This is a genomic window from Paenibacillus hamazuiensis, from assembly GCF_023276405.1.
Taxonomy (GTDB): domain Bacteria; phylum Bacillota; class Bacilli; order Paenibacillales; family NBRC-103111; genus Paenibacillus_AF; species Paenibacillus_AF hamazuiensis.
Map to the genome: position 1 here is coordinate 684,719 of NZ_JALRMO010000001.1, position 13,682 is coordinate 698,400.

Consider the following 13,682-nt stretch of genomic DNA (forward strand, 5'->3'; position numbering starts at 1 on the left):
ATTCGCCGCTATTCATGAATTTCGGCCTGCCGACGAAGCCTCTTTTTTTGGGGCTTTTGCTCTTGGATCTCTCGAACGAAAATGAAAACGGACTAGCGTAATTCGAACGCTAGTCCGTTTCCGTTTGTTCATTTTTCGCCTTTTTAAGCCGCTTTCGCTCGGCATGGGCCACTCCCCATTGATGCAAGGTTTCCAGAACCGGAGACAGGCTCATGCCGTATTCCGTGATGGAGTATTCCACTTTCGGCGGGATTTGCGGATAAATGACTCGTTTAACGAGCTCTTCCTCCTCCAATTCGCGCAGATGGAGCGTAAGCATCCTTTGCGTGATATCGGGCAGCAATCTTCTTAGCTCATTGAACCGCAAAGGTTTACCTTGAAGCAAATAATAAAGGATAATCGGCTTCCATTTGCCGACGATCGAATCCAGAGCCGCAACGAATTGACATTGGACAGGGTTCTTTTGCATACGTTGGCCTCCTAGACAGTACCTTTTTTAATACTATACCACATTATTGTGCCTACTTCACATAAAAAAGTATATATTATATGATCAACCTGGAAACTGTATTTAATTTAATTACAGAAGGGAAGTTTTAAATCATGGCAACCGTACTGTACATCACCGCACATCCTCTTGACCCTCAGGAATCTTTCAGCCTCGCGGTGGGCAAAGAATTTATTGAAGCGTATCGTGCAGCAAATCCAACGGATGAAGTTGTTCATTTGGATCTGTACAAAGAGAATATTCCGCAATTCGACGCCGATGTTTTACGTGGTTGGGGAAAGCTTCGGTCGGGTTCGTCTTTCGATCAACTGACTGATGCTGAGAAATCAAAAGTGGCTCGTCTTGAGGCGATTGTTGATCAATACGTGGCTGCCGATAAGTACGTGTATGTTTCCCCCATGTGGAATTTCTCAATCCCGCCGGTTTTGAAAGCATACACGGATGCGACTTCAGTTCCGGGCAAAACTTTCAAATATACCGAAAATGGTCCTATAGGTCTGTTGCCCGGCAAGAAAGCCTTACACATTCAAGCGAGCGGTTCCGTTTATTCGGAAGGTCCTCTTGCTCCGGTTGAAATGGGCTACAGCTATCTGAAAAAGATTTTACAGTTCTACGGGATTCAATCTTTTGAGGCTATTTTTATTGAAGGAACGGCATCATTAAAGCAGGCTCCGGCTATTAAAGAAAAAGCAATTGCACATGCCAAGGAAGTAGCCAAACGTTTCTAATTAAAGTCCTGAATAACAAAAAAGGAGATGTCCTTCGGGTCAATGCGTGACCTTTTGGGACATCTCCTTCAAACTTTGCCGATCTTATACTTTCACCAAATTGCTAAGCAAATCTTCATAATCGTACTGCCACGACGATTTTATCGCTTCGTCCGGAGTCCAATCGGAGATTTTTACGACATAAGGCACCTTTGCGAGTCCGGCTTTATAAGCGGCGATCACTCTGTGGTGACCGTCTTCCACATAAGGAACGCCGTCCACCATAATCACCTTGATCGGGAAATGCTCGTCGAATCCTTTGGCGGACATGCTTTGCGCCAGTTTTCCCACTTTGTCCATATTGATATTTCTTATGCTCTGGGTAAATTTCAATTTATCGATTTCAACGGAGCCGATCTTGAAAAGGTTGATGATGTTTAAAACTTGAACGACGGTATCGCGCAGCACGTGGTTCACGATTTTAAAATCGAATTTTTCGCCTAAAGAGTTTTCGTACTCAATTCTTTTCAGACGGTTTTCGATGTCCTCTTGAGAAGTGTCGCCCCGATTGGTCAATCTGTTGATGAGCTCCTCTTTGGAAGGAAAATCGAGGTAAATCAAAACCGCTCTGTTTCCGAACTGTTTCTTAAAATTGAGCGCACCTTCGACATCGATATCTTTGATGATGAATTTGTTTTCGCCCAGCGCGTTTTCGTACGATTTTTTGCAGGTTCCGTAATATTTCCCCGAACCGTGAACTTCGTTATATTCAAGGAAGTCCCCTTCCTCAATTTTCCGCAAAAATTCTTCGTTGCTTATAAAATGATAAGGTTTGCCTTGCGATTCGCCTTCCCTCATCTCTCTTGTCGTAAAGGAGGGAATGTAGCAAATATTATCAAGCGATTTGAGAACTTCCTTGATAACGGTGTTTTTTCCTACCCCGGAAGCTCCTGAAATAACAAATATTCTGGACATCGTACAACTTCCTTTTCTGAAGATTATTGCGGAAATCAAGACGTTAGAAGCTTGACTAACATTATAGCATTTTTGCTGCGTAAAACCAATTGCCTGCGTCTCTCGATTCGAACGGAGAAACCGGCATGCCGCCGCTGGAAATTATTTTAAGCAGCTGGAAGGAAAATACTGGCCGCATGTAGAATAAATAGGCGAATATACATTCGCATATTGGTGAGAAGCGCTGCCGCTTGCCGAAGGAGGTGCCTGTTTGTTTCGCCCCGAGCCGCATCATTTGACACAATCCATCGACTGGATGGAAAGCATCCGCCCCGAGCTGCGCGCGTATTGCTTGTCGCTGGCCCGCGATGTATGGGAGGCGGACGACCTCGTTCAGGACACGCTGCTGCGGCTGCTGCGCGTGGCGGACCGCGAGCCGGACAAGCGGCTATCGAAGTCTTATGCGTTCCGCATTGCCCGTAATTTATGGATCGATCATGTCCGCAAGCGGGGCAGAGATGCGTTCCCGCTTCCGGACGAATCTTTTCACGAGACGATGTCGGATCGGGACAACGCGTTCGATACGCGCGAAACGTTGGATGCGATTGCCCGCCTGCTTGCCCCGAGATCCGTCGTCGTTTTGCTGCTGATGGATATATTCGATTTTACGGCGAAAGAAACCGCTTCCATGATCGATTCCACCGATGGCGCCGTACAGGTTGCGCTTTCCCGCGCCCGCAGCAAGCTGCGCGCGGTGGCCGGGACCGTTAAGGCGGATGCGGACGGGCCGCCGAAGCGGAATTTCGGATCCGCCCCCGATCCGGTATGGTTTGAAGCGATATTGGACGGGTTTCGCAGACGCAACCCGCGGATCATTTACGAGGCGTATTTGCGCCTGAGCGGAGGCGGTATCCGCATCCGCCAGTTGCGCAGCGTAGGCGGACGGCTGTTTTTCACGTTTCAGGATCCCGACGGTAATTTGATCATGGTCAGCACATAAAAATTTGAGTGCGGGTGTGTATGGTTTTGATACCGCGGATCGTTGTTTAAGTATGGCGGAACCGGCCAAAGGAACGATGTGTTTCGCCGCAGGTGATAAGAAAGCGATGGAGGAGGAAGTTTATCATGGAAATTATCGATCAGAAGGAAACGCCGCAAAAGCTGACGGTCAAAAATTCGAACGTGTCGGGAGCCGAGTTCAACAATTGCAGAGCGGAAAACGTCACGTTCAAGAACGTGTCGATGCCGAAGATGAGCTTTGAGTGTGCGGATCTCGGCAATGCGAGGTTCAGGGACGTCTGCTTGGCCGGCACGCTCATTAACGACGCCAACCTGTCCGATTTGGAAATCGACGGGGCGCAGCTCGGCGGCGCGTACATTCACAACATCGGATTGCCGCCGCAGGGGCACCCGGGCTACCGTGAAGATCAGGGGCGGCAGAGGCCGCTGCGCTTTGAGATGTGCGATTTGGCCGGCAGTTCGATTACCTCGAGCGACCTGAGCGGAGTGAGAATTGAGGGGTGCAGCATCGAAGGGCTTACGATCGACGGCATCGACATCGCCAAGCTGATCGCACGCTACCGCTCGGAGAACGGCCAGGGAGAGGAGCCGGAGCGGAAGACTCCGAAACTGACGCCTCTGCTGCGCCGGACGGGTGCCGCCTTTATTCCGGTTCGCGATATAGAGAAGGCGCGGGAGTGGTACTGCCGCATTCTGGGGCTTTCCGCCGATTCCGTGAACATTATGAACGGCCACTTGTGCCCGCTGCCGTTGGAAGGACCCGGCGTTATTTTGGATACGATGCCGATGTGGGGCGGAAAGGAAGCCGGCGGCGCTCCGACGTTCAAGACGCCTGCGTTTATGTTTTTGACCGACGATTTGCCTGCGGCTTACGCATTCATGAAAGAGCAGGGCGGCGAGCTGGTCACGGAGATCGAAAACGGCCACTGGTTTGCTTTTCGCGATCCGGACGGCAATTTGCTGATGGTTTGCCGCGCGTAAACGGTACAGGCGAGCGGCGGACGGAAGGGGGCGATGAACATGTTCGACCGAATCGACCGGGTGATGGTGCCGGTACGGGATGTGGACCGGGCTGCTCAATGGTATGAACAAATGTTTGGCTTGCGGGTGATTTCGCGGAGCGGGAATGAGGCGCTGCTTGCCGTTGGCCGCGGGGAGACGCTGCTTTCCCTGGAGCGAAGCGAATCCGGGCATACCTTGGGGCATTTGCATCGCGAGGGGCATGTGCCGGGGTTTAATTTTTATACGCATTGGGATCATTTGCACCGGGCGTGGCTCACTTTGCGGGGCGTGGAAACGACGGAGATCATGACGACGCCGCATATGAACGTGAATGAATTTTTCGACGGCGACGGGAACGTGGTTGGACTTTGCCACGAGAAGGCGGGCTCCCTCTACTACACTCCGCAGGAAGAAGCGGTGCCGCCGATCGTTCATCGGGTGCTCGCCGCATTTATTCCGGTACGCGATCTGGAGGCTTCGATTCGCTGGTACACGGGGATGCTCGGCTTCGAGCTTTGCCATCATTGGGGGCAAGGAGCGGACCTTAAGGTAGGACGCGGCGAGACGATCGTGACCATGATCCTCATGGACGAGCACGTTCACCGGAATGCAGTCCGGATGACGGAGAAGCTGCCGTATTTTTCGCTCCAAACGACCGATATTCACCGCGCTTACGACGCGCTTTCGGATAGATGTGCCGTCCCCGGCCGGTTTTCCGATGCGGAAGGCTGTTTCGATGTGGCGTCGCCGGAAGGGTTGGTCCTGAGAGTCCGCGGCGGCGAGCGCGTTCCGGTGTGATCGGCGCATTCGAATTTTGCAGGAACGGGAGTCGGTGTCATGAACGCATTCCTTGAAAGTAAAAAACCCGGAGTCGTGCATTACGTGAACGATTTAAAGCAGGCGGCGCAGTGGTACAGGGACATCCTTGGTTTTGAAATAGGGCCGCATGAATACGGCTCGTTTGTCGAGTTGTTTATGCAGGGGCAGTACATGTTTCATCTTGCCCGTGCCCAGGAAGGGACAATTCCCCATGCACAGCCGGTCATCACGTTGACTTCGCGGGATATCGAGGCGACGTACTCCGTGCTGAAATCCGCAGGGGTGGAGGTAGGCCGGATGAGCTGGTACCCGGATTATTCGTCCTTCACGCTGCGCGATGTGGATGGCAATGCGATTGCGGTGACGCAAAGCTTCGAGATGCGGATCAGGGATTTGGAAGAGATGCAGTTGCTCGGCATCCGCGTCATTTGTTCGGACGGGGAGCAATACGCTGCGGCTATCCCCAAGGCCGCATTCCAGTTAAGACAGCGCTTGGGGGAAATCTCCGGGATCGTTAACGAGCGTCAAATGGTGGGCGTCTATAAACCGGGCGAAACGGTTGCCGAGGAAGACGGCTACTGGGTTGGCGTTAGGGTCGAACGGATCGACAACATTCCCGAGGGGATGACAGCGCTCCATATACCGGCTCAAACCTATGCGGTTAAGTGGCACTACGGTTTGCGAAGCGGCGTGAGCGGCACCTACAGCAAGCTGCACGGCCTTATGCGCGAGGCGGGGCTGCGGCCGGATCCGCAGGCGTGGCACATCGAAATGCAAAGAAATTGGGGCCGGCGTGAGGAAGGCGAGATCGAGCTCGATCTGTACTGCGCCATCATTCAATCATAATAGAAGGGAAGTGAACCCTATGGCAGAAACATTCAGTTCGCTGACCGTCCTGATGGTGTCGGATTTGGCCGGATCGCAGTCATTTTACCGCGACGTTCTCGGGTTTGACGTGACGGATTGGTGGGCGGAGCGCGGCGGCCTGCATGGTGTGGCGCTGAAGTTGTATCAGGCGCCGGACGTTTCGGCAGTAAGGCCGAACCCGCCGGCTGCGGGTCATGCCTATGCCGTCGACGTTCAAGTATATACGGAAACGTGGGCGCAGCTCGATGCGCTTTACGAGGAGTTTCGCAGCAAAGGGGCCCGTATTTCCGTCGAGCCGACGATTTATCCGGGAGGCGGGCCTTGGAAGGAATTCGTGGTCGAGGACCCGGATGGGTACCATCTGGCGTTCGGCGGAACGGATGGCCGAAATGCGATGAGCCCGATTCATCCGAAGATCGATGCCGTCTTCCTTTGGGTGCGCGATTTGGACCGCGCCGTTGACCGTTACGGCAAGCTGCTCGGTCTCGAGGTCAAACCGGAGCAGCGTTACGGTAAGCTGCATATGTTCCGTCTTCATGACGGATCGGCCATTTTGCTCGATTCGAACGGCATGGACAACATTCCGGTACCGGAGCAGGGTCCGGTCATTTGCAAGTTTTCCACGATGAACATTGACGACGCTCACCGGCACGCGCTGGAGCTAGGGTTTGAGGTTGTCTACGGGATCGTTCGATACCCTCGGGTGTCTTTCTTTAATATCCGCGACGAGGAAGGCAATATTATTACGATATCGCAGGATCATAATGCGAAGTGAAGCGAAGGGAGTGTTCGTCGCGGCTCGCGGGACTTAATGTATGTATTGCGGCCTCATTGCCAAACATAACCGGTGAGGTGATCGCATGGATGACAAGATGAATAAACATCATGAACAAAACGAACCTACCATCGCCCCCGGTATGAACGGAAGCGATGATTTGGAAGAAAAGGCAACCGAAGCGGAAGTGGAGCAGGGTGACTTTACTTCCGTCACGCGGCTGTATGTCGACCGAACTCCGGAGGACTAATGCTTGAAGCAAGCACACCGTGACGGAATGCACGGAGGAGGGCGGCTTCCGTCCGCCCTCCCGGCAGTGCACTTAAAGCCGTCAGACTGATTGTTTCACGCATGCGGCCTTCTTGGTCTTGCGGAGCCGCAGTGCGTGCCGGAAAAGGCGTGCATTGAGGTGCTGATTTGGAAGATGCGTTTTTCGCCGCAGGTTACAGCGTTTGTCCGCCGTCTACGGTCACGATTTGCCCCGTCATCGAATCCTGCTCCAAAACGGCGCAAATCATATGCGCAATATCTTCCGGAGTCGAGATGCGCTGCAGCAGCAGATTCGTGCTGAGACGGTTCATGGTGTCCTCGCGGCCTTCCCACCATCTGGTGGCGACGGCTCCGGGAACGACGCTGCTCACCCGGATGTGCGGAGCCAGGGCGCGGGCCAGCGATTTGGTAAGGCCGTGCACCGCCGCTTTGGATACGGCATACGGAAGCGAGGAGCCGGAACCCGTTAATCCGGCTATGCTTCCTACGTTGACGACGGCTCCTTGTTTTTTTCGCTTCATCCCGGGAGCAACCGCTCTCGCGCAGAAAAACATTCCCTTCACGTTGACCGCGTACAGCTCGTCCCATAATTCCTCCGTTGCGGCTTCCAGGTCGTCGAGCGGAATATGCCGCGTGATGCTCGCGTTATTGACGAGCACATCGATCTCTCCGAATTGCTTTGCAACGGCTCCAACCATTTCCCTTACTGCCCCGTCGTTCGACACGTCGGCTTGTATCGCAATCGCGCGTCCGCCGGCGCTTTCGATCAATCGCACCGTCTCCTCCGCCTCAACCTCGGAACGCGAGTAATTCACCGCAACAGCCGCACCCCGCTCCGCGAGCAAGAGACTTACCGCCCTGCCGATTCCCGTACCTCCTCCGGTAACCAATGCCACTTTGTTTTTTAGATCCATGGTAATCACTCCTTAGTCTAGTTTGGAAACGGACAACAGGTACGTTATTTGCAGAATATGAAACGATCGAACGTTTGTCCGGACACAGAATACGTTAGTTGCTCGAAAGCGCCGAGGTTGAGGTGTTTTTTCGGCGAATAACGGACCCGGTGTCCGAAAAATTTGAAATAAGGCGCTTTTCTCCGAAATAACGAATCTGATGTCCGCTTGAATGACACGCAGCGCTACAGAACAAGATGCAAGCCGAACGACATAGAACTGTTATCCCGCCCAAAAGCAGCTTGCCAAACATAGCGGAACTCACATTCGCTATTTTCGGATAAATGGGCATATCGGAAAAAATAGAGGAACTGAGATGCGCTAATTCGTTGGAAAATGGCATGAGTATCGGTCAAAGAGGCAGATAGAGCACCTGAGTTCCGCTAATTTCCAAAATGATCCGAATCCGGCCACTTAGTGAACTATAGTTCCGCTATGGTCCTGCTTAACCTGACCACATCACTCTCGAAGCGTCATAAGGAGCTAAGCCGGCTTCGGAAGGTGGGCTTCCCCGGTGGGGGACTCAGGGGTAGCTCTGCCACCTATTTTAAAACACGGCACAAATTCTGTATAATTGAATTATCCAATCGAATGGTTCAAAATTTTTGAATCAATGCAACCGGGGTGGCGCAATGGATCTGAAAACATTAAAAACGTTCCAGGCGATAGTCGCTTACGAGAGCTTTAACCGGGCGGCGGAGGAAATGAATTACGCGCAGTCGACCGTCACGATGCAAATCCAGAAACTGGAGGCGGATCTGGGTGTCCGGCTCCTCGAGCGCGGGAAAAAATTCCGGCTCACCGAAGCGGGAAGGCTGTTTCACGAGCAAAGCGCGCAAATCGTCAAGGACATGGAGCAGCTGCAGGCGCGGCTTAAAGATTTGCAATCGGGCGAAGCGGGGCACATCCGTCTCGGAGTCCATGAGCCGGCGGCGAGTTACCGTATGCCTGCGATTCTGGGCAGGTTCATATCGCAGTTTCCCGCAATCCGCGTGTCCGTGGATATTGCCAGCTCCTCCGTTTTGGGCGAACGGCTCGTTCGCGGGGAGCTGGATTTGGCGGTATGCTCGGCGCCGGAAATCGGCACCGAGCTTTATTTCGAGCCGTTGTTTACGGAGAAGTTCGTGCTGCTGCTGCCGGAAGGACACCCGCTCGCGGAAAAGGTGTCCGTCGTGCCGGACGACCTCCGCGGCCACCGTCTGCTGATTACGCAGACCGGCTGCCCGTACCGCAAAAAACTCGAGATCGCCTTGCAGGAATCGGGCGGAACGCCGCTCGATACGATGGAAATCGGAAGCATGGCCGCCTTGAAATATTACGTCGCGAGCGGGCTCGGGATCGCTTTGGTGCCGCAGACGGTACTGAACCCGGTTCCCGCGGGTACCGCTGTGCGCCCCCTGCACGGCAATGCGCTGGCGATGGTCTGCGGCCTCCTATGCAAAACCTCCGACTACCCTTTCAAGCAGGCCGGAGCAAAACTGTACCGTTTTCTAAAGACGGAGTTTTCCGACGAACCGTTATAAAAAGTTATTTTCAGACTGGACGAAAAAGGTGAATGCATTGACGACGACCCGTTTGCCGTACCACGCATACAACCAAAATGTCGCCCGCCAGATGGCTTGCCTGACGGAGATCGTACAATTAAACCCCGTACTGAAGAAAGTGTTCGATCAAGCGCCTGATCTTGGCCTGGAATCCTATTACGTGGGAGCCGGCTGCATTGCTCAGAGCGTCTGGAACTACGTGTCCGGGTTTCCGGCAGACCGGGGAATCAGCGACATCGACTTTGTTTACTACGACCCCAACCTGTCGTATGACAAGGAAAACGAGGTCATCGTACGGGTTCAAGCGTTATACAGAGGCATTCCGATCCAAATGGACGTCAAAAACCAGGCGCGCGTCCATTTGTGGTATGAGCGGCATTTCGGCTATCCGATCGAGCCCTACGGCTCCGTGGAAGCGGCCATCAATACATGGCCCACCACCGCTACGGCTGTCGGCATACGCCGCCATGCGGACGGCGAATGGCACGTTTACGCCCCTTACGGGTTAAACGACCTGTTCGGCCTGATCGTCAGGCCTAACAAAACGCAAATCACCAAGGAAATTTACGAACGGAAAACGGCCCGCTGGGCGCAGATTTGGCCTCAATTGACGATTATCCCCTGGTAATCATGCCCTTTTCACAAACATGTGAATTTCAGATAAATCTTTCCGAATATTGTTCATTGCCCGGGCCGGCATAACCGTTTACGATCAAAAAGTACGGGTTCTTGAGACAAGAGCCGTTATATGACAAGTATAAAGACCAACCTCCGCGCGGGGTTGGTCTTTAAAGTACGTAAACCATTTCAGCCAGCGGGGAGAATCACATGGACATATTGAACAGATGGCTAAGCCGGCGCACTTTGTACGCGAGTTTATTGTACTCGTATTTGCTGATGCTGCTCATCCCTTTATGCATCGAGCTGTTCAGCTACTGGCAGTATTCCGGAATGATCGCGAAAGAAACGGAAGAGTACAATTTGTCGCTGCTCAAGCAATCGGAGCGGGTGCTGGACGACCGGCTGCAAAGCATCGAGGAAATGACGATCAATCTGTCGCTGGACAGCCAGGTTCAGCGGTTCATTAACGTGTCCGAAAATATGGATGCGGTTGATAAATACAATATGAGCAAGCTGATCGAAAATCTCGACCGGTACAAGAAGACGAACAGCTTTATTCGCGGCATTTATATTTATTTCCCCAAATCGGGTTCGGTCGTTACGGAGACGGCGAAAACGACGGTCGATGACTTTTATAAAAACGTTTACCGGTATGCGGACTGGCCGTTTGAAGACTGGAAATACGCGCTGCATCAAATCCATAATCTCGAGTACAGAGCCGCGAAGCTGACGCTGAGCGACGCCTCCGCCCCGAGCGATGTCATCTGCTTGCTGCAATCGGTGTTTCAAGGTTCGATCAAGCAGCCGGTCGCGGCCATCGTCGTCACGATCGATGCCAAGAAGGTGGAGCAGCTTCTTTCGGACGAGGCGTCTTCGTTCCGCAATTTGCATGTGCTGGACCGCTTCGGCCGCAGCATCTTCGGCATCGGGGACAGATCGCTGCTGACAGCGGTGCCGATGGACAGGCTGGCTCACCGGCAAAGCTTCGAAATCGAGGTGAACGGGGAGGAGTACCTCGTTTCCGGCATCCGTTCGTCGTACCGCGACAGGCAGTATGTGTCGATCACGTCCACCCAGCTCGTCAAAAACGATTTAAGCCGGATTACGAGCCGGGTCATCCTTGTCACGTTATGCCTGTTTGCCGCGGGAATTGTTCTTGCCGTTGTTCTTGCCAAACTGAGGTACAGACCGATCAAAAAGCTGGCCGATCTGTTCCGGACGAAAGTGAAAAGCGCGCCGGAAGGCGCAGCGAACGAGCTGGAGCTGATCGAATGGATGGCCGATACGGCGTTCAAAGAGAAAGAGCAGTTTGCCCAGGCCATGCACAGGCAAATGCCGATCATCAGATCCAACACGCTGCTCTCTCTGATGAGGGGGAGCACGCTTGACGATGACGAACGCGCGCTCGAAGATATCGGCATCGAAGCGGCATATCCGTTTTTCAGCGTTATTTTGGTGCATATCGATCAATACCGGGAGAGCAAGCTGAAGGAACGCAATTTGTCCAAATTCGTCATCGGCAACGTGCTTGAGCATCTGGGCCGCGAAATCGGTCCTTCGTTTGCGGCGGACATAGATATCGACCGGGTAGGGGTGCTGATCAACCTGCCGGAAAATAACGACGCAGAAAGGAAAAAACTTCACGACGCGGCTGCGAAAGCGCTTGAGTTTATCGGCGCCAAGTTCGACAATACGATCACGGTCAGCATCGGGGGCATCCACGATAAGCTGGACGGCATACACCGCGCATATCAGGAAGCATTCCGGGCGATGGAATATCAAATCGTCAGAGGGTACAGCAGCGTCATCCGCTTCGAAGAAATGGAAGCGCTTCAGCAGCCGCGTACGTACGTATATCCGATGCAGACGGAGGAGCTTCTCATCGGCAGCATCAAGCAGGGCGACTTTGCAAAAGTACGCGTTATCATGAACGAGGTGTATGAAATGAATTTTGCCCCGGGCAACCTGCCGCTCGAAATGGCCCGCTGTCTGTTTTTCGACATGATGGGGACGGCGATCAAGGTGCTCGGCTCTTCGGCGCTCGATTACGACTCCATGTTTGCCGGCGGACCGCGGCCGTACGAGCTGCTCACCTCAAGCAGGACGATTCAGGAAATGCGGGAGAAGCTGCTGTGGATTTACGAGCGGATATGCGAGCATATCCGCGAAGATAAAAAAAGGCACAGCCACCAGCTGGAGGATCGGATAGCCGCTTATATCCGGGAAAACTTCGCCGATCCCGAGCTCAGCCTGACGAAAGTTGCCGCCGAGTTCAACATAAGTCCGACTTATTTGTCGGGGTTTTTCAAGGAACAGGCCGGGGAAAATTTTTTGAATTATGTTAGCAAGATAAGGGTGGAGGCGGCGAAAAAGCTGCTCGTCGAGCGGTCGATTTCGCTTCAGGAGATTGCGGAGAAGGTCGGTTATTCGGGCAACGTCGTCCTGATCCGCAATTTCAAAAAGCTGGAAGGAATGACGCCCGGAGAATACCGGGAAAAACATTCCGGCCAAGCTTAAAAAATGATAATGAAAATTATATAACCGGAATTCGCAAATAAAATCAACGTTTTGAAGTATCGGCGGTAGACCGGATGCCGCCGGTTTTCTTATGATAAGCCTCGAGACGGCGACGTCATGCGACAGTCATGAGGGAGGCAAAAAAACGATGGAAATAACCCGAAAGGATGCGAGTGCGGAAGCGCCGGGCAGCCGAAGTTCCTTGGCCGCGGGGATCGATATCCTGCGCAAGGATTTGCTGAGGAACAAGTACATTTACCTGATGATGCTGCCCGGGTTTTTGTATTACATCGTGTTTCATTACATTCCGATGTACGGCGCGACCATCGCATTCAAGCAGTTCACTCCGGCGGCCGGCATATGGGACAGCCCCTGGGTCGGGTTCAAGCACTTTCAGGATTTTTTCAAAAGCTATTATTTTTGGCGGATCATCAAAAACACGCTGCTGATCAATTTGTACTCGCTGCTGTTCGGTTTTCCCGCCCCGATCCTGCTCGCTCTGCTCCTCAATGAGGTGCGGAAGATGTGGTTCAAAAAAACGGTGCAAACGTTGACTTACTTGCCGCACTTCGTATCGGTAATGATCATCTGCGGGCTCATCGTCGACTTTACGTCGAAAAACGGGTTGATCAACGACATCATCGTCTGGTTCGGCGGCACGAGGGACAACTTGCTGATGAAGGCGGAGCTGTTCCGCACGATTTTCGTCAGCTCTGGCATTTGGCAGGAGATCGGGTGGGGGTCGATCATTTATTTGGCGGCCTTGTCCGGCATCGACCAGGAGCTGTACGATGCCGCGAATATTGACGGCGCCGGCCGGTTCCGGCAAATATTGAGCGTCACGCTGCCGGGGATCATGCCGACCATCATTATTTTGCTGATCCTGCGAATCGGCCATATGATGGATGTCGGCTTCGAGAAAATCATTTTGCTGTACAATCCGTCAACTTACGAAACCGCGGACGTCATCTCTTCCTTCGTGTACCGCAAAGGGATCGTCGATGCCAATTACAGCTACAGCTCCGCCATCGGGTTGTTCAACTCGCTGATCAATTTCGTGCTGCTCATCGGCGCGAACAAATTAAGCAAAAAATTTTCCGATTCGAGTCTTTGGTAGGAGGGGCG

14 protein-coding genes are annotated in these 13,682 nt (G+C 53.0%); 11 read left to right on the plus strand and 3 right to left on the minus strand.

Annotated features, from left to right (window positions below; translation table 11 throughout):
* Positions 1-109 precede the first annotated feature (109 nt).
* The gene (locus MYS68_RS02765; protein WP_248924357.1) at positions 110-469 is read right to left on the minus strand and encodes a winged helix-turn-helix transcriptional regulator; all 360 of its coding nucleotides are present in this window, start codon (positions 467-469) and stop codon (positions 110-112) included.
* Between the two features lie 134 nt (positions 470-603).
* Here MYS68_RS02765 and MYS68_RS02770 point away from each other — a divergent pair, with 134 nt between their 5' ends.
* Positions 604-1,236, plus strand: coding sequence for an NAD(P)H-dependent oxidoreductase (locus tag MYS68_RS02770; RefSeq protein WP_248924358.1), 633 nt, complete (start codon positions 604-606; stop codon positions 1,234-1,236).
* 84 nt (positions 1,237-1,320) lie between these two features.
* Here the strand turns inward: MYS68_RS02770 and gmk are convergent, their stop codons facing one another.
* Positions 1,321-2,190 (minus strand): guanylate kinase, encoded by an 870-nt coding sequence (gene gmk, locus MYS68_RS02775; RefSeq protein ID WP_248924359.1) that lies wholly within the window; start codon positions 2,188-2,190, stop codon positions 1,321-1,323.
* Between the two features lie 250 nt (positions 2,191-2,440).
* Between gmk and MYS68_RS02780 the strand changes: the two genes are divergently transcribed.
* The 6 genes from MYS68_RS02780 (at position 2,441) to MYS68_RS02805 (ending at position 6,902) form a co-directional block, all read left to right on the plus strand.
* Positions 2,441-3,169 (plus strand): RNA polymerase sigma factor, encoded by a 729-nt coding sequence (locus tag MYS68_RS02780; protein ID WP_248924360.1) that lies wholly within the window; start codon positions 2,441-2,443, stop codon positions 3,167-3,169.
* A gap of 125 nt (positions 3,170-3,294) precedes the next feature.
* Positions 3,295-4,170: a VOC family protein gene (locus MYS68_RS38805; RefSeq protein WP_338043541.1), complete on the plus strand. Its 876-nt coding sequence runs from the start codon at positions 3,295-3,297 to the stop codon at positions 4,168-4,170.
* Between the two features lie 39 nt (positions 4,171-4,209).
* Positions 4,210-4,989 carry a VOC family protein gene (locus MYS68_RS02790; RefSeq protein ID WP_248924361.1) on the plus strand — a complete coding sequence of 260 codons (780 nt, stop codon included), beginning with the start codon at positions 4,210-4,212 and terminating at the stop codon, positions 4,987-4,989.
* 39 nt (positions 4,990-5,028) lie between these two features.
* Positions 5,029-5,856 (plus strand): GyrI-like domain-containing protein, encoded by an 828-nt coding sequence (locus tag MYS68_RS02795; RefSeq protein ID WP_248924362.1) that lies wholly within the window; start codon positions 5,029-5,031, stop codon positions 5,854-5,856.
* Positions 5,857-5,875: 19 nt separating this feature from the next.
* Positions 5,876-6,652, plus strand: a complete 777-nt coding sequence (locus tag MYS68_RS02800) for a VOC family protein (RefSeq protein ID WP_248924363.1) — start codon at positions 5,876-5,878, stop codon at positions 6,650-6,652.
* Positions 6,653-6,737: 85 nt separating this feature from the next.
* On the plus strand, positions 6,738-6,902 hold the full coding sequence (locus MYS68_RS02805) for a hypothetical protein (RefSeq protein WP_248924364.1): 165 nt from the start codon (positions 6,738-6,740) through the stop codon (positions 6,900-6,902).
* Between the two features lie 193 nt (positions 6,903-7,095).
* Here the strand turns inward: MYS68_RS02805 and MYS68_RS02810 are convergent, their stop codons facing one another.
* Positions 7,096-7,836 (minus strand): SDR family NAD(P)-dependent oxidoreductase, encoded by a 741-nt coding sequence (locus tag MYS68_RS02810; RefSeq protein ID WP_248924365.1) that lies wholly within the window; start codon positions 7,834-7,836, stop codon positions 7,096-7,098.
* Positions 7,837-8,507: 671 nt separating this feature from the next.
* On the opposite strand from MYS68_RS02810, the gene MYS68_RS02815 reads away from it, so the two are divergent.
* The 4 genes from MYS68_RS02815 (at position 8,508) to MYS68_RS02830 (ending at position 13,674) form a co-directional block, all read left to right on the plus strand.
* Positions 8,508-9,398 carry a LysR family transcriptional regulator gene (locus tag MYS68_RS02815; RefSeq protein WP_248924366.1) on the plus strand — a complete coding sequence of 297 codons (891 nt, stop codon included), beginning with the start codon at positions 8,508-8,510 and terminating at the stop codon, positions 9,396-9,398.
* A 28-nt stretch (positions 9,399-9,426) separates the two neighbouring features.
* Entirely contained in the window at positions 9,427-10,047 is a 621-nt protein-coding gene (locus MYS68_RS02820; RefSeq protein ID WP_248924367.1) for a nucleotidyltransferase family protein, read from the plus strand.
* 200 nt (positions 10,048-10,247) lie between these two features.
* Positions 10,248-12,557, plus strand: a complete 2,310-nt coding sequence (locus MYS68_RS02825; RefSeq protein WP_248924368.1) for a helix-turn-helix domain-containing protein — start codon at positions 10,248-10,250, stop codon at positions 12,555-12,557.
* Positions 12,558-12,705: 148 nt separating this feature from the next.
* The gene (locus MYS68_RS02830) at positions 12,706-13,674 is read left to right on the plus strand and encodes an ABC transporter permease (protein ID WP_420852088.1); all 969 of its coding nucleotides are present in this window, start codon (positions 12,706-12,708) and stop codon (positions 13,672-13,674) included.
* The last annotated feature ends 8 nt before the right edge of the window (positions 13,675-13,682 follow it).

Coding starts and splice junctions, on each gene's coding strand:
- MYS68_RS02765 (WP_248924357.1), bottom strand. CDS start 469: ATGCAAAAGAACCCTGTCCAATGTCAATTCGTTGCGGCTCTGGATTCG.
- MYS68_RS02770 (WP_248924358.1), top strand. CDS start 604: ATGGCAACCGTACTGTACATCACCGCACATCCTCTTGACCCTCAGGAA.
- gmk (WP_248924359.1), bottom strand. CDS start 2,190: ATGTCCAGAATATTTGTTATTTCAGGAGCTTCCGGGGTAGGAAAAAAC.
- MYS68_RS38805 (WP_338043541.1), top strand. CDS start 3,295: ATGGAAATTATCGATCAGAAGGAAACGCCGCAAAAGCTGACGGTCAAA.
- MYS68_RS02790 (WP_248924361.1), top strand. CDS start 4,210: ATGTTCGACCGAATCGACCGGGTGATGGTGCCGGTACGGGATGTGGAC.
- MYS68_RS02795 (WP_248924362.1), top strand. CDS start 5,029: ATGAACGCATTCCTTGAAAGTAAAAAACCCGGAGTCGTGCATTACGTG.
- MYS68_RS02800 (WP_248924363.1), top strand. CDS start 5,876: ATGGCAGAAACATTCAGTTCGCTGACCGTCCTGATGGTGTCGGATTTG.
- MYS68_RS02805 (WP_248924364.1), top strand. CDS start 6,738: ATGGATGACAAGATGAATAAACATCATGAACAAAACGAACCTACCATC.
- MYS68_RS02810 (WP_248924365.1), bottom strand. CDS start 7,836: ATGGATCTAAAAAACAAAGTGGCATTGGTTACCGGAGGAGGTACGGGA.
- MYS68_RS02815 (WP_248924366.1), top strand. CDS start 8,508: ATGGATCTGAAAACATTAAAAACGTTCCAGGCGATAGTCGCTTACGAG.
- MYS68_RS02825 (WP_248924368.1), top strand. CDS start 10,248: ATGGACATATTGAACAGATGGCTAAGCCGGCGCACTTTGTACGCGAGT.
- MYS68_RS02830 (WP_420852088.1), top strand. CDS start 12,706: ATGGAAATAACCCGAAAGGATGCGAGTGCGGAAGCGCCGGGCAGCCGA.